Annotated in this window: 22 protein-coding genes, 1 other RNA gene and 1 other annotated feature; of the genes, 6 read left to right on the top strand and 17 right to left on the bottom strand. The window is 60.0% G+C overall.

Annotation, left to right across the window (positions count from 1 at the left end; genetic code table 11):
• Nucleotides 1-2,612: transglycosylase domain-containing protein (locus QVE23_RS01545; protein WP_287967468.1), on the bottom strand; the 2,612-nt coding region annotated here is incomplete at its 3' end.
• A gap of 305 nt (nucleotides 2,613-2,917) precedes the next feature.
• On the opposite strand from QVE23_RS01545, the gene QVE23_RS01540 reads away from it, so the two are divergent.
• The 4 genes from QVE23_RS01540 to QVE23_RS01525 all read left to right on the top strand — a co-directional run bounded on the left by QVE23_RS01540 (nucleotide 2,918) and on the right by QVE23_RS01525 (nucleotide 6,080).
• Entirely contained in the window at nucleotides 2,918-3,208 is a 291-nt protein-coding gene (locus tag QVE23_RS01540; RefSeq protein ID WP_267288357.1) for a DUF1292 domain-containing protein, read from the top strand.
• Between the two features lie 76 nt (nucleotides 3,209-3,284).
• A non-coding RNA gene (ssrS, locus tag QVE23_RS01535) (6S RNA) lies at nucleotides 3,285-3,483 on the top strand.
• Nucleotides 3,484-3,688: 205 nt separating this feature from the next.
• On the top strand, nucleotides 3,689-5,266 hold the full coding sequence (locus tag QVE23_RS01530) for a peptidylprolyl isomerase (protein WP_287967466.1): 1,578 nt from the start codon (nucleotides 3,689-3,691) through the stop codon (nucleotides 5,264-5,266).
• A gap of 82 nt (nucleotides 5,267-5,348) precedes the next feature.
• Nucleotides 5,349-6,080: a tRNA threonylcarbamoyladenosine dehydratase gene (locus tag QVE23_RS01525; protein ID WP_287967465.1), complete on the top strand. Its 732-nt coding sequence runs from the start codon at nucleotides 5,349-5,351 to the stop codon at nucleotides 6,078-6,080.
• Between the two features lie 49 nt (nucleotides 6,081-6,129).
• Here QVE23_RS01525 and QVE23_RS01520 read toward each other — a convergent pair whose 3' ends face one another.
• The gene (locus tag QVE23_RS01520) at nucleotides 6,130-6,447 is read right to left on the bottom strand and encodes a hypothetical protein (protein WP_036629543.1); all 318 of its coding nucleotides are present in this window, start codon (nucleotides 6,445-6,447) and stop codon (nucleotides 6,130-6,132) included.
• A 293-nt stretch (nucleotides 6,448-6,740) separates the two neighbouring features.
• On the opposite strand from QVE23_RS01520, the gene QVE23_RS01515 reads away from it, so the two are divergent.
• Nucleotides 6,741-8,123: an MATE family efflux transporter gene (locus QVE23_RS01515; RefSeq protein ID WP_256264983.1), complete on the top strand. Its 1,383-nt coding sequence runs from the start codon at nucleotides 6,741-6,743 to the stop codon at nucleotides 8,121-8,123.
• 54 nt (nucleotides 8,124-8,177) lie between these two features.
• Here the strand turns inward: QVE23_RS01515 and QVE23_RS01510 are convergent, their stop codons facing one another.
• The 9 genes from QVE23_RS01510 to rpmG form a co-directional block, all read right to left on the bottom strand.
• Nucleotides 8,178-9,218 carry a DUF4179 domain-containing protein gene (locus QVE23_RS01510; protein ID WP_287967464.1) on the bottom strand — a complete coding sequence of 347 codons (1,041 nt, stop codon included), beginning with the start codon at nucleotides 9,216-9,218 and terminating at the stop codon, nucleotides 8,178-8,180.
• Between the two features lie 3 nt (nucleotides 9,219-9,221).
• Nucleotides 9,222-9,689: an RNA polymerase sigma factor gene (locus tag QVE23_RS01505; RefSeq protein ID WP_036629520.1), complete on the bottom strand. Its 468-nt coding sequence runs from the start codon at nucleotides 9,687-9,689 to the stop codon at nucleotides 9,222-9,224.
• 131 nt (nucleotides 9,690-9,820) lie between these two features.
• Nucleotides 9,821-10,192 (bottom strand): 50S ribosomal protein L7/L12, encoded by a 372-nt coding sequence (rplL, locus tag QVE23_RS01500; protein WP_021747848.1) that lies wholly within the window; start codon nucleotides 10,190-10,192, stop codon nucleotides 9,821-9,823.
• Between the two features lie 51 nt (nucleotides 10,193-10,243).
• On the bottom strand, nucleotides 10,244-10,786 hold the full coding sequence (rplJ, locus tag QVE23_RS01495) for a 50S ribosomal protein L10 (RefSeq protein WP_021747849.1): 543 nt from the start codon (nucleotides 10,784-10,786) through the stop codon (nucleotides 10,244-10,246).
• Nucleotides 10,787-10,819: 33 nt separating this feature from the next.
• Nucleotides 10,820-10,944, bottom strand: a sequence feature (ribosomal protein L10 leader region).
• A gap of 355 nt (nucleotides 10,945-11,299) precedes the next feature.
• Nucleotides 11,300-11,992 (bottom strand): 50S ribosomal protein L1, encoded by a 693-nt coding sequence (rplA, locus tag QVE23_RS01490; protein ID WP_021747851.1) that lies wholly within the window; start codon nucleotides 11,990-11,992, stop codon nucleotides 11,300-11,302.
• A gap of 103 nt (nucleotides 11,993-12,095) precedes the next feature.
• Nucleotides 12,096-12,521 (bottom strand): 50S ribosomal protein L11, encoded by a 426-nt coding sequence (gene rplK, locus QVE23_RS01485; RefSeq protein WP_287967463.1) that lies wholly within the window; start codon nucleotides 12,519-12,521, stop codon nucleotides 12,096-12,098.
• 133 nt (nucleotides 12,522-12,654) lie between these two features.
• The gene (nusG, locus tag QVE23_RS01480) at nucleotides 12,655-13,179 is read right to left on the bottom strand and encodes a transcription termination/antitermination protein NusG (protein ID WP_021747853.1); all 525 of its coding nucleotides are present in this window, start codon (nucleotides 13,177-13,179) and stop codon (nucleotides 12,655-12,657) included.
• Nucleotides 13,180-13,192: 13 nt separating this feature from the next.
• Entirely contained in the window at nucleotides 13,193-13,405 is a 213-nt protein-coding gene (secE, locus tag QVE23_RS01475) for a preprotein translocase subunit SecE (RefSeq protein WP_021747854.1), read from the bottom strand.
• Between the two features lie 36 nt (nucleotides 13,406-13,441).
• On the bottom strand, nucleotides 13,442-13,591 hold the full coding sequence (rpmG, locus tag QVE23_RS01470; protein ID WP_021747855.1) for a 50S ribosomal protein L33: 150 nt from the start codon (nucleotides 13,589-13,591) through the stop codon (nucleotides 13,442-13,444).
• 297 nt (nucleotides 13,592-13,888) lie between these two features.
• Here rpmG and ruvX point away from each other — a divergent pair, with 297 nt between their 5' ends.
• Complete coding sequence (ruvX, locus tag QVE23_RS01465; RefSeq protein WP_287967461.1) at nucleotides 13,889-14,314, top strand: Holliday junction resolvase RuvX; 426 nt, start codon at nucleotides 13,889-13,891, stop codon at nucleotides 14,312-14,314.
• A 51-nt stretch (nucleotides 14,315-14,365) separates the two neighbouring features.
• Here ruvX and QVE23_RS01460 read toward each other — a convergent pair whose 3' ends face one another.
• From QVE23_RS01460 to QVE23_RS01435, 6 genes are all read right to left on the bottom strand, one after another.
• Nucleotides 14,366-14,860, bottom strand: coding sequence for a DUF2798 domain-containing protein (locus QVE23_RS01460; RefSeq protein ID WP_136891658.1), 495 nt, complete (start codon nucleotides 14,858-14,860; stop codon nucleotides 14,366-14,368).
• A gap of 248 nt (nucleotides 14,861-15,108) precedes the next feature.
• On the bottom strand, nucleotides 15,109-15,807 hold the full coding sequence (locus tag QVE23_RS01455) for a DUF6442 family protein (RefSeq protein ID WP_287226329.1): 699 nt from the start codon (nucleotides 15,805-15,807) through the stop codon (nucleotides 15,109-15,111).
• A 30-nt stretch (nucleotides 15,808-15,837) separates the two neighbouring features.
• Nucleotides 15,838-16,242 carry a DUF2178 domain-containing protein gene (locus QVE23_RS01450; protein ID WP_021747860.1) on the bottom strand — a complete coding sequence of 135 codons (405 nt, stop codon included), beginning with the start codon at nucleotides 16,240-16,242 and terminating at the stop codon, nucleotides 15,838-15,840.
• Between the two features lie 7 nt (nucleotides 16,243-16,249).
• Complete coding sequence (locus QVE23_RS01445) at nucleotides 16,250-16,678, bottom strand: hypothetical protein (RefSeq protein ID WP_287967459.1); 429 nt, start codon at nucleotides 16,676-16,678, stop codon at nucleotides 16,250-16,252.
• A complete protein-coding gene (locus QVE23_RS01440; protein WP_147629877.1) occupies nucleotides 16,675-16,881 on the bottom strand; it encodes a hypothetical protein in 207 nt (68 codons plus the stop codon). Before QVE23_RS01440 ends, QVE23_RS01445 begins: the two co-directional genes overlap by 4 nt.
• Complete coding sequence (locus QVE23_RS01435) at nucleotides 16,865-17,098, bottom strand: helix-turn-helix transcriptional regulator (protein ID WP_025543840.1); 234 nt, start codon at nucleotides 17,096-17,098, stop codon at nucleotides 16,865-16,867. Before QVE23_RS01435 ends, QVE23_RS01440 begins: the two co-directional genes overlap by 17 nt.
• Nucleotides 17,099-17,228: the final 130 nt, after the last annotated feature.

Genomic DNA, 17,228 nt, shown 5'->3' with positions numbered 1-17,228 from the left:
CCGCTGGGATCGTTGGGATCCGGCTCCGTAGGCTGGTCTCCGCCGCCGGAATCGCCGCCGGAGGGGTCCTCTGTCGGCGTATCCGGATCTATGGGCACATCAGGGTCGTTGGGATCAGGCGGCTGCCAGTTGGGATCGCTGGGATCCAGCCCCCCATTCGGGTCATCGGGGTCCGTAACTGCAGCCGACGTGTGGACGGGACATCCGCCGGGGCTGGTCTCCGTGGGGGCCACCGCCTTTTCCAGGGTGCTGATGAGATAGGCGTCGTCGGAGGCAGTGATGCTCTCGCCGTAATCCTCCCGCACATAGTCCAGATAGCCCTTCTGCACGATGGACTCCGCCGGGCAGAACTCACCGGCCAAGCAGTTACCCTCGGTGCAGATGTCCACCATCTTGTGGAGCGTGCACTCCGTCGTGGGCTCCGTGCCCACAGCCACCTCATAGGATACCGTCCGGTCCCCTCTGGAATCGGCGCGGCAGGCATCCGTCGCCAGCATACCGCTGTCCGCGCAGACACTGACCGTTGTCAGGCCGCTGCTGGGACGGTTGAAGGACTTGTCCGGCAGATCCGCATGGACCTTCTCCATCACCTGTCGCCACAGGGAGGCCGCGGGGTTCACGGAGTAGCTGATCCGCTCGTTGTTCTTGTAGCCCACCCAGACCGCCGCGCAGTAATACGGCGTGTAGCCTGTGAAATAACGGTCATAGTTGTCGTTGGTGGTGCCGGTTTTTCCTGCAATGTGCATCCCGCTGAATCGAGCGCCGCCGCCGGTGCCGCCGGACTCATTCACCGCCCGGCGCAGCATGTCCGTCATCAGATAGGCGGTGGTCTCCTTCATGGCCACCCGCTGCTCCGTCTCCTTTTCCAGCACCACGGTGGAGTTGTCGTTGGCCAGAACCTTTACGTAGGTCTTGGGCTCATTGTACACACCGCTGTTGGCGAAAGCAGCGTAGGCCGCCGCCATCTCCACCGTGCTGAGGCCGTAAGTCAGGCCGCCCAGCCCCAGCGGGCTGACGTTCATATCCTCCGGTGCCAGACTCAGCCCCAGATTTTCGGTGGCGAATTGGTAGGCCGCCGTGACCCCAACCTTTTCCAGTGTCTGCACCGCGATGGTGTTGATGGATGCCTTGACACCGTTGCGCACGGATGTCCAGCCCGTGTAGGTGTTGGGCGAGTTCTTGGGCCATGGATTTCCATTCAGCAGGCGGACCGGATAGTTGTCAAAGGTGGTTGCCGGAGAGACTGCCCCCGCATCCAGCGCCGGGGCATAAGCCGTCAGCGGCTTGATGGAGGAACCCGGCTGCTGGATATCCGTTGCATAGTTCCACAGCAGGTTTCCGGACTTGGGTCCCATATCGCCCACCATGGCCACGATGTTGCCGGTGGAGGGCTCGATAATGGTAATGCCGGAGTGGATCAGCTGTCCGCTGGCAGAGGTGAGGTTGTTCAGACTCCCCCGGTCCTCGTAGACAGACTCCGCAATCTCCTGAATCTTCGGGTCCAGCGTGGTGTAGATGTTGTAGCCGCTGTTGTAGATCCGGTTCAGGGCCTCTTTTTCGGTGATGCCGTACAGGTCCGCCAGATCCGCGGAGACATCCCGCAGCACCTGGTCCACGAACCAGGAGTTGACATTGGCGCCGCCGGTAGCCTCCGTGACAATGTCCTGAGCGGAAGTGGTGCCGTCCGTGAAATGCAGCTCCTCCGCCTTGGCGGCCTCGGCCTCCTCCTCTGTCAGATAGGTGAGCCCGGTGACGCCCACATCGTCATTGCCGCCGGCCATCCGGGTCAGGATCATCTCCTGGCGCTCCTTGTTCAGCTCCCGGGGCGTGACGGTGCTGCCGTCCTCCCGGGTGATGGTGATGGTGGACATGGGACCATACAGGGAGGGGTTGTTGGTGATGGCGATGAGGCAGGCGCATTCCGCCGGATCCAGCTCCGACACATCCTTGCCGAAGTAGAATTCCGACGCGGTCTGGACGCCGTAGCAGCCCTGTCCCAGGTAGATGGTGTTCAGGTACATCTCCAGGATCTCCTGCTTGGTGTAGTTCTTCTCGAACTCCAGGGCCCGGAAAATCTCCCGCACCTTGCGGTTGATGGTGTTGCCGTCGTCGCCGGTCATGTTCTTCAGCACCTGCTGCGTCAGGGTGGAGCCGCCGAAGGTGGCCCGGCTGCCGGTGAAGAAGTTCAGCGTGGCAGAGGCGGTTCGGGTCCAGTCCACGCCGTTGTGCTCAAAGAATCGGTGGTCCTCAATGGCCACGGCCGCCTGCCACAGCGCGTCCGGGATCTGTTCATAGTCCACCCAGATGCGGTTTTCCGTGCCGTAGACAGTCTGGTATTCCACCCAATCTCCGGTGTCCCTGTCCTGGTAATAGATGATGGAGCTGAGATTCATGGTGTAGTCGTCGGCGTTGACCTCCAGCGTAGGGGCCAGCGTGGTCCGGACGTACATCATAAAAAGCCCGGCAAGCATCGCCACTGTGCAGATGCCCACCAGCAGGACCGTCCCCAGGATGAAGACGACCTTGTGTCCCGTTCGTTTGGTGCTTTTCTGCTGTCTGGGTTCCCGGCGGGGGATCATCTCATGGGATCCCTCCCGTCTTCTGCGTTCCAATGCAGAGCACCTCCTTCTTTTGAATTTGAATTTTCTGCAAAAGCAGTCTGCCGCGCCGCCTGTCTGCGGCCGCAGAGGCTCAGAGTCCTCCATAATATGTTCTATTGTACCATCCCATGTCAATATCGAAAATGTCGTATTTTACCGAAAAAAAGTTTCTTATCCGCATGGTTTTTCTGCTTTTGGGCAGGATAAATCCATCCCCAGCGCCCCAGTTTCCCACATTTCCAAAAGTTCACCCCCTTGCAATCTTCTGGAAAGTCAGTTACAATACCCCTAGAGTACAGACAGAAGGAGGACGCCCCATGGCGGATGAGTACGGCCCCACTTTCATCACAGTCACAGACGAGGACGGCCGCGAGATCGTGCTGGAGTTTGTGGACGCGCTGGAATACAACGGCCAGCAGTACCAGGCTTTCTTCCCTGCGGAGACAGAGGGAGAGGATGAGGACGATCCGGACAATGGACTGGTGATCCTGAAGGTCCTCCACGAGGACGGGGAGGATCTGCTGTCCACGCTGGATTCCGACGAGGAACTGGACGCGGTCTATGACCTGTTCATGGAGTCCCTGTTCGACGAGGACGGAGAGTCCTGACACTCCATACAAAAATTTCTCTCCGGGTCCGCTGGTTTCCTCTTGCATCCCGGGCCGGGATGTGATACGGTGAATATGTGCCCTGCGGGGTTTGTGATAGGTCTTTTTTTAACCCACATTTCGTTATACGGGATGCCGGATCAGCGCGTGGTTCGCAGGCCTCCCGGCTGCTGTCTGCGGCTGGAAGTTGGAAGTGGTAAAGCGCGTTGGAGGCAACCCACCTGGCCGTGAAGGTGCAGGTTATAACGGGCCTACACGGCTCTCGCGGGGCACGTTTTCTGAAGGGGCGGTCTGGCCGCTCCGCTTTTTTTTGCGGATCAGCCAAAAAATCCCCTGTTTTTGCCGATCCTGCCGGATCGCGGCGGGGATTCCGCAAATTTCTCTTGCAGAATCCGGCCATATCCAGTATAATATCAAAGTGCGTAATTTCCGGTTTCTTGCAAACCTTGCACCTGAATACTTGAGAGGACTGAAACACACATGAGCGCATCAAGAGAAAAAAAGACCCGCCAGGACCTGTCCGGCTCCGGCTGGAACGATCCCAAGACCGCCCGGGAGGCCAAGCAACGCCAGAAGGAGCACAGCACCAACCTTCTGTATGGCACCATCGGAGTGGTATTCCTGGTAATCGCCATTGCCGCCGTCATCTGGAAGTCCAACATCATTCCCAAGACGGCCACGGCGGCCACCGTCAACGGTGAGAAGTACACCGCCGCTGAGGTCAACTTCTATTTTGAGAACTACTATCAGAACTTTGTCAACGGCAATTACAGCATTCTGAGCATGATCGGGCTGGACACCGGCACGTCCTTGAAGGACCAGACCATCTCCTCCAGCGCCGTCATGTTCGTCACCGACGCCACCGAGGGCGAGACTTGGTACGACTACTTCGCGGACAAGGCCCTGGAGCAGTTGGCCGGCGTCCAGGCCATGAATGCCGCTGCAGAGGCCGAGGGCTTCACCTGGAACGACGAGATGCAGGCCGACCTGGACGACACCATGGAGTCCCTTGCCTCCGCTGCCAGCACGTACGGCTATACGGAAAAGCAGTATCTGGGTCTCATCTACGGCAGCACCATGACCCGCAGCATCTATGAGGAGCAGACCCGGCGCAGCCTGCTGGCCACCGCCTATCTCCAGTCCTATCAGGACAGTCTGACCTACTCCACCGACGAGCTGGAGGCCGCCTATCAGGAGGACCGGACCGCCTACGATCTGGTGGACTGTGCGTATGTCCGCGTCAACGGCGCCGCAGCTGATACAGATGAAGAGGGCAACTCCATCGAGGTCACCGACGAGATGAAGGCGGAGGCCATGGCCGCTGCCAAGACCACCGCAGATGCCATCTACGCCGCCTACAAGGCGGGCACCTCTCTGGAGGATGCAGCTGCAGAATATGAGTCCACCGCCACCTATGCCTCTTCTGACAGCTTCTCGTACAGCTCCTCTGTTCTGGGTGAATGGCTGTATGACGATGCCCGGCAGGCCGGTGACTCCGCCGTGCTGGAGGACAGCGACAGCAGCAACTACTATGTGGTGGTCTTTAACGGCCGCTCCCGCAACGAATACAACACGGTGAACGTGCGCCACATCCTGATCCAGCCGGAGGCCTCCGAGCTCTCCGAGGATGACGAGGGCTATGAGGACGATGTGGCCGCCAAGGACGCCGAGGCCGCGCAGAAGGCCCAGGACATCCTGGACGAGTGGAAGGCCGGCGACGCCACCGAGGACTCCTTTGCCGCGCTGGCCAATGAGTACTCCCAGTATCCCGGGTCCAACACCACCGGCGGCCTGTATGAGCAGGTCTATCAGGGCCAGATGGTGACGGAGTTCAACGACTGGTGCTTCGATCCCGCCCGCCAGACCGGCGACACCGGCATCATTCACAACGAGAGCACCGGCTACCACGTCATGTACTTCGTAGGCTATGACCAGCCCTACTGGGAGATCCAGGTGTCCGCAGATCTGGTCAATGACGCCGTGGATACGTTCTACGAGGAGAAGACCGAGGGCTATACTGCGGAGCAGTCCTCCTTCGGCATGAGCTTTGTGGGTTGATTCCCATTCACAACACAAGACGTCCGGCTTTGAAATTTCAAAGCCGGACGTTTTCCACCTGTTTGCAACAAGGAGGTCCGTTATGGAACATCCCTTTCTCCGCAACGAGATGCTGTGGGGCCCGGAGGCCCAGGCCCGGCTTGCTCGGGCCCACGTGCTGCTGCTGGGTCTGGGCGGCGTGGGCAGCTACGCCGCCGAATGCTTGGCCCGGTCTGGAGTCGGCGAGCTGACCCTGGTGGACAGCGACACCATTGCCCTCACCAACCTAAACCGCCAGCTGGAGGCCCTCCACTCCACCCTGGGTCAGCCCAAGGCGGAGGCGGTGGCCGCCCGTCTGCGGGACATCAATCCGGATGCAGAGCTCCATCCTGTCCACGGTCTCTATGACGCCGCTCATCGGGACCGCTTCTTCCCGGAGGGCTGCCGGTACGATTACATCGTGGACGCCATCGATCTGGTGTCCTGCAAGCTGGATCTGGCAGAGACTGCCCTGAAGCTGAACATCCCCCTGATCGCGGCCCTGGGCACAGGCAACAAGCTGGATCCCACCCTCCTCCAGGTAACGGACATCTCCAAGACCTATGGCTGCCCCCTGGCCCGGGTGATGCGCAAGGAACTCCGGACCAGAGGCATTCACCATCTGAAGGTGGTGTTCAGCCCGGAGAAGCCCGTCTCTCCCGCCCAGCCGGAGGCGCCGCCCCCCGGCCGCCGCAGTGTGCCCGCCAGCAATCCCTGGGTTCCCGCCACAGCCGGTCTGCTGCTAGGCAGCGCTGTTGTGCGGGACCTGATTGCCCAGGTCTCTCTGCCCTGTTAAAAAGCAGCGGCCCGCAGTTTGCGGGCCGCTGTTTTATGGAAAGCGTTCCTTATACCGCATCTGTCTTCTCCACAGAAACCGCCACAGGCACCGGATCCTCGCTCCCAAGCTCTCCGGTATAGGTAACTGTGACGCTGTCCCCCTCTTCAAGACGCCCCTGATCCACATCCTCGCCAAAGTCGAAAACCTGATAAGTCCCATCGTCAGTAAGCAGAACCAGGAAATCCCCCATACGGTTCACCACACCATTGACCGTTGCGCTGTCCTCTTCCTTCCCGTCGTTGCCGGCGTCCGTCTTTTCAGAGCCGCAGGCCGCCAGCGTCAGCAGTATCAGCGCCGCCAGGATTCCTGTGAGCAATCGTCTCATGTATGTTCCATCCTTTTCCTTGTGATTTTGTACAGCGGAGCCACTGCGGACAGGCGCACCTGTCCGCACCGCCTGTACATCCATATAGATAGGTCCGGCCGCCAAAAGGTTGCCGGCATCCAGCGGCTTCTTTGAAAACATTCTGTGAACAGACCGCTGTCCGGCGCGTTGACTTTTACCGCCGCCCATGTTATGCTGAAAAAAATTGATGCTTACCCAGTGGGCAGGGCGGTGCTCTGCCGCTGGGACTTTTTATCACGGCGGGCGGTGCGCCCGCCGGAGGAGGGATCCGTATGACGGCCGATCAGGAGTCCCGCAGCCCGCTGGAAACCGAGCCGGTTCAAAAGCTGATCGTCCGCTACGCCATCCCCACGGCCCTGACGCTGATGGTCAACTGCCTCTACAACATCGTGGACCAGATCTTTGTGGGCCAGGGCGTGGGGATCACCGCCATGGCGGCCATCAACGTGGCGTTCCCGGTGGTCATTCTGGTGAATGCCGTGGCCCTGCTGCTGGGAGACGGCAGCGCCGCCAACATCAGCCTGTGCCTCGGCCGCCGCCAGCAGCAAGAGGCGGATGACACCATCGGTCACGCCGCCACCCTGATTGCCGCCAGCGGTCTCTGTGCGGCCATCGTCAGCTGGTGCTTCGCCCCCCAGATTGCCCGGCTCTTCGGCGCTACGGACACTGCCTGGCCGGAGGCTGCAGCCTATCTCCGGACCATTGCCTGGGGCCTGCCCTTCCAGCTGATCTGCCCGGCCTTCACCGCCATCATTCGGGCGGACGGCCACCCCCGGTACAGCATGGGCTGCATGATTACCGGTGCCGTCCTCAACCTGATTCTAGACCCCGTCTTCATCTTCCCTCTGGGCATGGGCGTGGTGGGGGCCGGCATTGCCACAGTCATCGGCCAGGTGGCGGCCGGGGTGCTGTTTCTGGCCTACCTGCCCCGGCTGCACACAGTCCGGCTCCGGCGCCAGGCGCTGCGCCCCACCATTAGGCTCACCGGGCGGATTCTGACCCTGGGGGTTCCCAGCCTGCTGACCCAGATCCTCACTGCCCTGGTACAGATCACCCTGAACAACCTGCTGCGGGTTCACGGAGCGGCCAGCGTGTACGGCAGCGACATCGCCCTCTCTGTCTACGGAATGATGATGAAGGTCTATCAGATTGCCCACTCCATGTTCGTGGGCGTCTCCTCCGCCGTACAGCCTATCAACGGTTACAACTTCGGGGCGAAGCATTTTCTTCGGGTGCGGCAGACCTTCCGCACGGCCGCCGCCATCGCCCTGGTAATTTCGGGGGTGTGGTTCCTGGTGTTCCAGCTGTTTCCCCGGCAGATCGGGATGCTGTTCGTCTCTGACAGCCCCCTCTACCTGGACTGTGCCCAGCACTGCTTCCGGCTGTATATGGCCGCCTTCTTCCTGTACGGCCTGCATCTGGCCACCGCCTCTTTCTTTCAAGGGATCGGCCGGCCGGTACCCTCCCTTGCCATTCCCCTGGCCCGGCAGGGCGTGTTTCTGATTCCCCTGGCTATTCTGCTGTCCGGCCGGTTCGGCCTGGATGGTGCCCTGCTGGCCGCCCCCATTTCCGACGTGCTGACCTTCCTCCTGAGCTTGCTGCTGGTCCGGCGGGAGTTTGCCGTCTGGCGGCAGAGGGACTGGATAGAAACGTGAAAGTGACAAAAACGCCCCGCCTGCTTTTGGCGGGGCGTTCTTTGCAAGTCTCACTTAATTCAATGGAATTTCTGCATCGCCAAAGCGGATAGCAACGATATCCGTCACATCCAGCGGCACCGGCCAGTCAAAGCTGACATACCATCCGCCGTCCTCCATTCTGCTTCCACCGCCGCCACGGTTCTCTACTTCGGTCCCGTCGGCCAGGATCACGGTTGCGTGGAGCCGGTCCATCAGTCCGTCGCAGTAGAAGGAGGCACCTGTTGCGGTAATTTGGAGGTTCGTTAGCGTTGCAACAGCCGGGTGAGATTTTCCCCCTGTACCCTCTAAGGCGCCGCCATCTTTGCCGGTAGCCTGATCCCAGACCATGTGATTCGACAGCACTTGAACTCTGTCGATGGTGATGGTAGGAGACAGGCTCTCTGCCGCCAAAGGAATCGAGAAAGACCACTCTCCTTCACACAAAACCTCATCCTCTGCCCCGCCGGTACGGCGGCGGATCAGGTCGTTCAGATCGATCTCCAGCGCGTAATCTCCTCTGTTCAGCTGGTTACCAGTGGAGATGGTGGCGGAGAACTCCAGCAGCATCCGGGCTGCGCCCTCCCGGGTGATCCCGATACTGTCCAGACCGTACCCAGCCCCACCATGCTGGCCCCCACTGGGGTCAGGGACGATCTCCGCACGCATCCTGTCAAAGGAATACTGGGCATCTCGGTCAAAGTCCCAGCCCGTCACGTCCAGCAATGCCCAGATCTGACTGCTGCCCACGGTGATACTGTCCACAGTGACGGTCACGTCCCCGCTGGTAACGCTCTCCCCCACTTTTCGGGTCAGGCCGTCGATCACCAGGGATTGGGATTCCGTCATCGAGCTGCCGGTCTCCTCCTCCCACTTCTGCTCAAACCACCACCAGAGGGTGGGACTGGCCACTGCCAGGACCGTGCCCGCCAGCGCCAACGCTGCGGCAATCAGCCCTGCCTTGGAAATACGGTGTCTAAACGCTGCCTTCTCCTGTTTCGGCACATTGGCTACCTCCTTTCGCAGCTGCTCGGAGGCATGGATCTGCTCAAATGTCTCCCGATAGATGTTCTGCATGGCTCACTCCTCCCTCAGCTGTGCTTTCAGTTTCTCTCTGGCCCGGGCAAGCCGGGTCCGAACGGTGGAGGGCCTCAGGCCCAGCAGCTCCCCCACCTCCGCCGCTGTGTACCCTTCATAATAATAGAGATACAGCGGCAAGCGGTACTTGGCCGGTAGGGCCATGACCTCTGCATAGAGATTCTGGTGCTCCGGCGTATTGAACACCGGCTCCCGGCAGTCGTCCAGAGGCACCATCCGCCGTCTCCAGGGCGACCGCAGGGCATCCTTGCAGGCATTCACCGTCACCCGTACCAGCCAATGACGCAGCTGGTTATCATCGGGAAACGCCTGCCCGGACCGCCACAGCCGCAGCATGGCCGTCTGGGCTGCGTCCTCCGCGTCCGCCGGATTCCGGAGGCAGTTGAGCGCGATCCGGTACACCATATCCAGATGCTGCTCCGCCGCGGCGGTAAACTCTTTCTCTGTCATGGTCCGTCTCCTTGAAAAGCTTTTCACCTGTAAAACGAGAGCAGCCGCCAATTCGTCCCACGGGGAGAAAATTTTTGAAAAAAATTCCCCGTCCATTGGACGGGGAATTTCTCTCCAGTATGGAAGTTCGATTACTTCAGCTCGACCTTGGCGCCAGCCTCTTCCAGCTGAGCCTTCAGAGCCTCGGCGTCCTCCTTGGAAGCACCCTCCTTCAGGGTCTTGGGAGCGCCCTCGACAGTAGCCTTGGCCTCGGCCAGGCCCTGGCCGGTGATCTCGCGGACAACCTTAATGACCTTGATCTTGGCAGCGGCGTCGAAGCCGGTCAGGACCACGTCGAAGGAGGTCTTCTCCTCAGCGGCGGGAGCGGCAGCGCCGGCAGCGGGAGCAGCCATAGCGGCGGCGGACACGCCGAACTCCTCCTCCAGAGCGTGCACCAGCTCGCTCAGCTCCAGAACGGTCAGGCCCTTGATCTCTTCGATCATAGCGGTAACTTTCTCAGACATTGTAATAGCCTCCTAATTGTAAAATTTAAAAGTAAGAACTTGCCGCCTCAATTACTCAGCGGCGGGGGCAGCTTCCTCGGCAGCGACAGCCACGGGCTCGCCGCCCTTTTCGGCGATCTGCTTCAGGACAACAGCCAGACCGGTAATGGGAGCCAGCATAGTACCCAGGAACTGGGCGCGCAGAACGGGCAGAGCGGGGATGGAAGCCAGAGACTGGATGGTCTCCAGAGAGACGGGCTTGCCGTCCATAAAGCCGCCCTTGATCTCGAACTTGTCGTTCAGCTTCTTGGCATAGTCGCTCATGACGCGGGCGGGAGCAACTACATCCTCTTCACACAGAGCCAGAGACGTGGTGCCGTTGAGCAGATCGTCCAGCTCGTTCAGGCCGGTGTTGTTGAAGGCAAAGCGGAGCAGGGTGTTCTTGACAACGGCGTAATCGACGCCGTTCTCCCGGCACTCTCTGCGCAGCGCGGTGTCCTCCTCAACGGTGATGCCCTTGTAATCCACGAGCACGCCGGCGGAAGCTTTCTGGATCTTCTCAGTCAGCTCGGCCACGATGGCCTGCTTTTCAGATAAGACCTTTGCGTTAGGCATTCTAGTGTTCACCTCCAGGAAAATTGTCGGTGCGTTCAAAAAAAGGAACCGTCCCTGTGCGCAAAGACACAGGGACGGATAGCAAATCAAGTTTGCCGCCCTCGGCAGGATTTATGGCTCATGCCACCTGCTGTCTTTGGAACGCATCTGGTATTATATTTAATTCTCGACGATTTGTCAAGAACTAAATAACAGATTTCCCCAGATCCCACAGGACCGGGAAAAAGGCCCGAAAAAAACGGAGGTTTTTTCCGGTTCTTCCGCCTGCGGCGGAAGACGAAAACCGAATCATTTTGCCGCAACATGTGTGCGGCGAAAATTCATCGTCCCGCGCACCGGGGTGCGCACGCCAGTGACCACGTCGGGCCCCAACAAAAGCCCAGCTTTTGTCGGAAAAGGAAAAACAAACGGAGCGGTATCCGGTTTCACCACAGGCAGAAACGGATGAAGCGCAATTTGTTTTGACGCGGCGATGGGGTGTTCGGAGGAGAGCCAGCTCCCCTCCGAAAAGCCTCAGATCATCTTCGCCGTGTTCATCTTCACGCCGGGGCCCATGGTGGACGCGGCTACACAGCTGCGAATATACTGGCCCTTGGCGGAGGCAGGCTTCGCCTTCACGATGGCGCCCATCAGCGCGTTATAGTTCTCAGTCAGCTTCTCGGGGCCGAAGGACACCTTGCCGATGGGGCAGTGGATGATGTTGGTCTTGTCCAGGCGGTACTCGATCTTACCGGCCTTGACCTCCTGCACGGCCTTGGCCACGTCGGGGGTGACGGTGCCGGCCTTGGGGGAGGGCATCAGGCCCTTGGGGCCCAGGACCTTACCGAGGCGGCCCACCAGGCCCATCATGTCGGGGCTGGCAACAACCACGTCGAAGTCGAACCAGTTTTCCTTCTGGATCTTCTCCACCATATCCATCTCGCCCACGTAATCCGCGCCGGCCTCCCGGGCAGCGTCGGCCTTGTCGCCCTTGGCGAACACCAGGACCCGGACGGTCTTGCCGGTGCCGTGGGGCAGCACGATGGCGCCGCGGACCTGCTGGTCAGCGTGACGGGAGTCCACGCCCAGCTTCACATGGAGCTCAACGGTCTCGTCAAACTTGGCGCTGGCAGTCTTGCAGATCAGCGCCATGCCGTCAGCAGCGTCGTACAGCATGGTCTTGTCGATCTGCTTGGCACTTTCCTTATATTTCTTGCCTCTAAACAATGTTACTTCCTCCTCATAGTGGTTCTTCGGAAATGAATCCTCCCACTGTATGGTGCGGCCCCACGGGCCGCTCGCTGTTTGAAACGGTCTGTGAAAGCCGGGCTCAGTCGCCGACGACGACGCCCATGGACCGGCAGGTGCCGGCGATCATGCTCATGGCGGACTCCAGGCTGGCCGCATTCAGGTCCTTCATCTTGATCTCAGCAATCTTCTGGATGGAGGCCTTGGAGATGGTGGCCACCTTGGTCTTGTTGGGCACGCCGGAGCCGGACTCGATGTTGCACTCCTTCTTGATCAGGACGGCCGCGGGGGGCGTCTTGGTGATGAAGGAGAAGGAACGGTCAGCGTATACGGTGATGACAACGGGAATGATGAGACCCATGTCATTCTTGGTGCGCTCGTTGAATTCCTTCGTGAAAGCAGCGATGTTCACGCCATGCTGGCCCAGAGCGGGGCCAACCGGGGGAGCGGGAGTCGCCTTGCCTGCGGGGATCTGCAGTTTTACATAACCAGTAATCTTCTGTGCCACGGAGTAGCACCTCCTAAATCTATGAATGTGGTGGCGGCACGGGGCCGTCTTTGGCGGGGCAGTTCAGCCCCTCCCACTTTTCCGCCGGAATGTCCGGCGGGCCGGCGCCCTGGGGCGCCCGGCAGATATTCGATCAGTCCTGGACCTCGACCTGGTCCAGCTCCAGCTCCACCGGAGTCTCGCGGCCGAACATGGAGACCATCACGCTGACCCGATTCTTCTCGGGCTCGATCTCCTCCACCACGCCGGTAAAGCTGGCCAGTGGGCCGTCCACGATCTTCACATGGTCGCCCACATTGTATCTGACCACGATCTCATGCTTTTCCATGCCCATGGCCAGAACCTCCTCCTCCGTGAGGGGGATGGCTTTGTTGGCGGAGCCCACGAAGCCGGTGACGCCGCGGACGTTCCGCACCAGATGCCAGGTATCGTCAGTCATGACCATCTTGATCAGCACGTAGCCGGGGAATACCTTCCGTTCCACCTCTTTGGTGGCACCGGAGTCCGTGACCTCTGTCACCGTCTCCATGGGGACCTCGATCCGCAGGATCATGTCCTCCATTCCGCGGCCTGTGACGAACTTTTCAATGCTGGTCTTAACGGCGTTCTCGTAGCCGGAATAGGTATGCACCACATACCACTTCGCGCTCTCTGACATGTTTCTACCTCAATCAGGCGAACAGGCTGAGGATCATCTGGACAGCGGTGACCATAACAAAGTCAAAGATCCAGATGCACACGCCGATGGCCAAGGAGCACAGCAGCACGGTGCCGGTGTTTTTCATCACGGTCTTCCGGTCAGGCCAGACGACCTTCTTCAGTTCGCTTTTCATTTCGCGGAACCACTGACCGCGGCTTCTTTTCTTCTTGACTTCTTCTGCCATAACGTTTACACGCCCTTTCTCATCATTCGTGACCGTTTACTTAGTCTCGGTATGGAGCGTGTGCTTCTTGCAGAAGGGGCAGTACTTGTTGAGTTCCAGCTTGTCCGGAGTGTTCTTCTTGTTCTTCATGGTGTTGTAGTTTCTCTGCTTGCACTCGTTGCATCTCAAAGTGACCTTCACGCGCATCTAACGGCACCTCCTTATTATTGGGGCTCTCTCTCCGGCGGACCGGGAGAGTCCCGATTGCCTCCCTGCAGCTTGGCGGGCAGACCTCCATGGCTGAAAAGCGAAAAAAGCGCATGAAAAGAAAACCCTTTTTCACAGGTAAGAATGATTGTAACACAGGTCAAGGCGCCGGTCAACCTCTTTTTGAAAAAAATGTCAGGTTTTTTCCGCCTTGCGCGGCCTGCCCCGATGTGGTATCCTGTGGGCAGGCAAAACGCGCCATACCGGCGTTTATTCTTCCCTGGAAAGGAGACCACCATGCGCATCATGGCCATCGACTACGGCGACGCCCACACCGGCATCGCCATCTCCGACCCCACCGGCCTGCTGGCCGGCTTCACCACCGTCATCAACGCCTACCGCCCAGACCGGGTGACGGAACAGATCGCACTTCTGGCAAAGGAGCATGGGGTGGAACGGCTGGTGCTGGGGCATCCCATCAACATGGATGGCACCCGCGGGCCCCGCTCGGAAAAGGCCCAGGCCATGCGGCAGCTGCTGGAGGAGACCACCGGCCTGCCGGTGGTCCTGTGGGACGAGCGGCGCACCACCATCGACGCTCACCAGATCCTGATGAGCAGCGGCAAGAACGCCAAGAAGCGGAAAAAGGTGGTGGACGCTGTGGCGGCATCGCTGATTCTAGAGGGCTACCTCACCTATTTAAAAACGCACCCGGAGGGATAATGGCAAGCGGTCCCGGACGTACCAGCGTCCGGGACCGCTTGCACATGTCCCTCATTCCGCCGCCTCTTCCGCACAGGCGGGTACAAGCGCCGCGGAGGGCACCAGCAGCCGGAACAGCCGCCGCACCAGCGGACCGCAGAAAAAGATCTGCCAGAAAAACGCCATGGGAAAATTGCAGACCACCGTCTGGAGCCAGGAGGGCACCAACTCGATCCCCGGCTGCTGGAAGATCACCGTAGCCCATAGGCTCATGGCCGGACACATGACGCACACCGTCATGGCGGACCGGGCCAGAACGGCGGCAAAGGGCCACTCCCGGGGCACTGCCAGCCGTGCCGCCAGGCGGGCGGCCAGGGGTTCTCCGACAACTGTGCTGGTCAGGAAGCACAGCGCAAACATCAGCGGCAGCTCCCGCAGGGCGTTCAGGATCCCGGCGTTTGTAAGACCGCCGTTCCGCAGGCCTGTGTTGTACATCTCCATGGCCAGCACCATGAAAAAGGACATCAGCAGACCGAAGATCACTTTCTGTACAGTTGTTTTTGGCATGATGATCGAAACACTCCTTGTCCTGAGCAGAAAAAGAGGGCGCAGCCTATCGCTCCATAGACTACGCCCAGCGGACTTATTTCTATCTCAGTATTTGTTTTTCCACGATGGGATTTCCATTTTATGATAGCATCTCACGGCAGTCCGCATAATAGGCACCTCTGGAGAAAATTCTCCCTGCAAACACCGGGAGATTCCGGCAGGTTGTACAAGTCTGCCCCCGTGCCGCTTCACCCGGCTGAAGCAGCTCAGCGTTTCAGCTTCAGGAGCTTCTGGATCAGTTCGTCCCGCCGGCGGCTGAATTTGTTAAGCAGGTACGCGCCCCTTGCCACAAAAAACAGCGCGGCCAGAAGTCCCGGCTCCTGAAAGCCCAACCGGGCGAACAGGGGAACGCTGAGGGCCGCCACCGCTGCCAGGGCCACCGCCATCACAGCACCCACCCGCAGCAGAAGTCCGGCGGTGGAGACGGACTGGAAATACTGCTCCCAACGCTCTCCCTCTATATGCCCCAGCTTGTGGGCCAGCCAGAAGATACCCAGCAGCAGCGCCACAAATAACAGTCCGGCGGCCACCGTCAGCACCTGGCACAGCACTGCGTAGCCCAGCAGTCTGGTGAACGACATCCCGGCAGACCAGGCCCGGTGGAAATAGAGTCCCAGCAGCGCCGCCGCTCCGGCGCAGGTCAGCAGGCCCCACACCAAATAGAGCCTCTCCCGGTCCTGTCTGAATCGCCAAAAGCCCTTCACGCCCCCCCAGACGAGCGTCAGGGACAGCAGCGCCATCCAGGCCGGATCATCCTGGAGCAGGCAGACGGCGGAGAGCAGCTGGCTCACCAGCACCACCGCGTTTCCCGCCCGGAGTCCGGCGGCCGCCTCCACCTCCCTGTCCCGCTCATCCCGGACCAGATGCAGGTCCCGCACCTGTTTCAAATCTTCGCTTCGATCCATACGTTCTCCTTTTCCAGAGGGCCGGCGGCCTCACATCCGTTTTTCATAGTAGACCTCAGCCCCCAGCAGGGCGGCAAAAGCCCCGATGGTCACAGCGTCCAGCGTGATGGTCACCGCCAGAGCTGCCGGGATCCGGCTGATTCCATAGACCACCAGGGCCGCAAGACTCACGATCCAGCAGCCGTTAGCCACAATCCGGTAGGCCAGCCAGGCGCTTTTCCGGCTGACGGCCTGGTCCCGCTCATCCACCCGCGGGAGCCTGGACTCCCGGGACAGAGACCACCACAGATCGAAGCCGCCAGCGGCCAGCAGGAGCACCAGGGCGATCAGCCATTTCGTCTGGAATCCCGTCACCGCCAGGACCACGCCGCAAGCCACCGCCAGAGCCAGACTGAGGATCCCGGCAGCAAAATTCCGCTTATTATAAATGCGCATCTCATTTTCACCCCTTGAACTCATAGTAGAAATCGCTGGCGATCCGGGTGATCCAGCCCACGATAAACAGCACCATGCAGGGAACAGCCGTCTGGATGTAGACTTCCTGTTCACCTGACTGCCACCAACCGATGAAGCACCCGGCCAGTATGACGAAGTTCAGGCAAAACAGCACCCGGAACGTGAGGGCCCGGCTGCGGTACGTGTTGTACCGGGTGCGCTCGTCCCGGTCCTCGTCCCGGTCCTGCCGGGCCTTCTCCCGGTCCAGGCTCCGGAGAATGCCGCTGATTCCGCTGAGGACCATGAACATCGTCAGCACGGCGTCCTTCAGGTCGAACCGCTCCCAGCCCACGAACAAACAGGTGCCCGGCAGGGCCAGGCCCAGCAGCAGAGCTCCCACGCCGGCCCAAAATTTCTTTTTGTAATAAATTCTCATTGCACAGTTTCCTCCTTACGCTTCGCCGGAACCGCCGTTGCACCGGTACAGAAGGTCCCAAGTCCCGCCGTCACCACCACCGCGGCCACCGCAGCCAGACCAATCCGCTGCCGGTCCGCCAGACAGATGTACAAGATCAGCCCCACGCCCAGCATCAGTTCCAGAATTCCGCAGGCCATACGGCCCTTATGTCCATTCCTCATTTTCCCGGTCCTCCTGTTCCTTGTTCTCCGCCAGGCAGTACAGGTCCTCCACCGTGGTGCGGAACACCAGCGCCAGTCGGTACGCCAGCAGCAGGGACGGGTTGTACTGCCCCTTCTCCAGGGAGATGATGGTGCGGGAGGACACGTGGACCAGATCCGCCAGCTGCTGCTGGGTCATGCCTGCCTCGGTCCGGAGCTCCCGTACACGGTTTTTCATGGTCCCTCTCCCCTTTCTATAATTGTGAAGGTCCCTTCTCGTGAAGCGTCTTTTACATGAAGGATACTTCATATTATACACAGGCTTCCACACTTGTCAAGTCCCTGCTCCGGTTTTCTTTCCGAATGCA

This window comes from Oscillibacter sp. KLE 1728 (assembly GCF_934833455.1).
Lineage (GTDB): Bacteria > Bacillota > Clostridia > Oscillospirales > Oscillospiraceae > Oscillibacter > Oscillibacter welbionis.
Note: the sequence above shows the minus strand (reverse complement) of the source record. Positions and strands in the feature narration are given on the sequence as shown.

What these genes read in the sequence shown, in the direction of transcription:
- QVE23_RS01520 (WP_036629543.1), bottom strand. Translation starts at nt 6,447, where the DNA reads ATGAGACGATTGCTCACAGGAATCCTGGCGGCGCTGATACTGCTGACG.
- QVE23_RS01445 (WP_287967459.1), bottom strand. Translation starts at nt 16,678, where the DNA reads ATGAGAATTTATTACAAAAAGAAATTTTGGGCCGGCGTGGGAGCTCTG.
- QVE23_RS01460 (WP_136891658.1), bottom strand. Translation starts at nt 14,860, where the DNA reads ATGCCAAAAACAACTGTACAGAAAGTGATCTTCGGTCTGCTGATGTCC.
- secE (WP_021747854.1), bottom strand. Translation starts at nt 13,405, where the DNA reads ATGGCAGAAGAAGTCAAGAAGAAAAGAAGCCGCGGTCAGTGGTTCCGC.
- rplJ (WP_021747849.1), bottom strand. Translation starts at nt 10,786, where the DNA reads ATGCCTAACGCAAAGGTCTTATCTGAAAAGCAGGCCATCGTGGCCGAG.
- QVE23_RS01530 (WP_287967466.1), top strand. Translation starts at nt 3,689, where the DNA reads ATGAGCGCATCAAGAGAAAAAAAGACCCGCCAGGACCTGTCCGGCTCC.
- QVE23_RS01505 (WP_036629520.1), bottom strand. Translation starts at nt 9,689, where the DNA reads ATGACAGAGAAAGAGTTTACCGCCGCGGCGGAGCAGCATCTGGATATG.
- QVE23_RS01440 (WP_147629877.1), bottom strand. Translation starts at nt 16,881, where the DNA reads ATGAGGAATGGACATAAGGGCCGTATGGCCTGCGGAATTCTGGAACTG.
- rpmG (WP_021747855.1), bottom strand. Translation starts at nt 13,591, where the DNA reads ATGCGCGTGAAGGTCACTTTGAGATGCAACGAGTGCAAGCAGAGAAAC.
- QVE23_RS01455 (WP_287226329.1), bottom strand. Translation starts at nt 15,807, where the DNA reads ATGGATCGAAGCGAAGATTTGAAACAGGTGCGGGACCTGCATCTGGTC.
- ruvX (WP_287967461.1), top strand. Translation starts at nt 13,889, where the DNA reads ATGCGCATCATGGCCATCGACTACGGCGACGCCCACACCGGCATCGCC.
- QVE23_RS01510 (WP_287967464.1), bottom strand. Translation starts at nt 9,218, where the DNA reads ATGCAGAACATCTATCGGGAGACATTTGAGCAGATCCATGCCTCCGAG.
- QVE23_RS01435 (WP_025543840.1), bottom strand. Translation starts at nt 17,098, where the DNA reads ATGAAAAACCGTGTACGGGAGCTCCGGACCGAGGCAGGCATGACCCAG.
- QVE23_RS01540 (WP_267288357.1), top strand. Translation starts at nt 2,918, where the DNA reads ATGGCGGATGAGTACGGCCCCACTTTCATCACAGTCACAGACGAGGAC.
- nusG (WP_021747853.1), bottom strand. Translation starts at nt 13,179, where the DNA reads ATGTCAGAGAGCGCGAAGTGGTATGTGGTGCATACCTATTCCGGCTAC.
- QVE23_RS01450 (WP_021747860.1), bottom strand. Translation starts at nt 16,242, where the DNA reads ATGCGCATTTATAATAAGCGGAATTTTGCTGCCGGGATCCTCAGTCTG.
- QVE23_RS01515 (WP_256264983.1), top strand. Translation starts at nt 6,741, where the DNA reads ATGACGGCCGATCAGGAGTCCCGCAGCCCGCTGGAAACCGAGCCGGTT.
- QVE23_RS01525 (WP_287967465.1), top strand. Translation starts at nt 5,349, where the DNA reads ATGGAACATCCCTTTCTCCGCAACGAGATGCTGTGGGGCCCGGAGGCC.
- rplL (WP_021747848.1), bottom strand. Translation starts at nt 10,192, where the DNA reads ATGTCTGAGAAAGTTACCGCTATGATCGAAGAGATCAAGGGCCTGACC.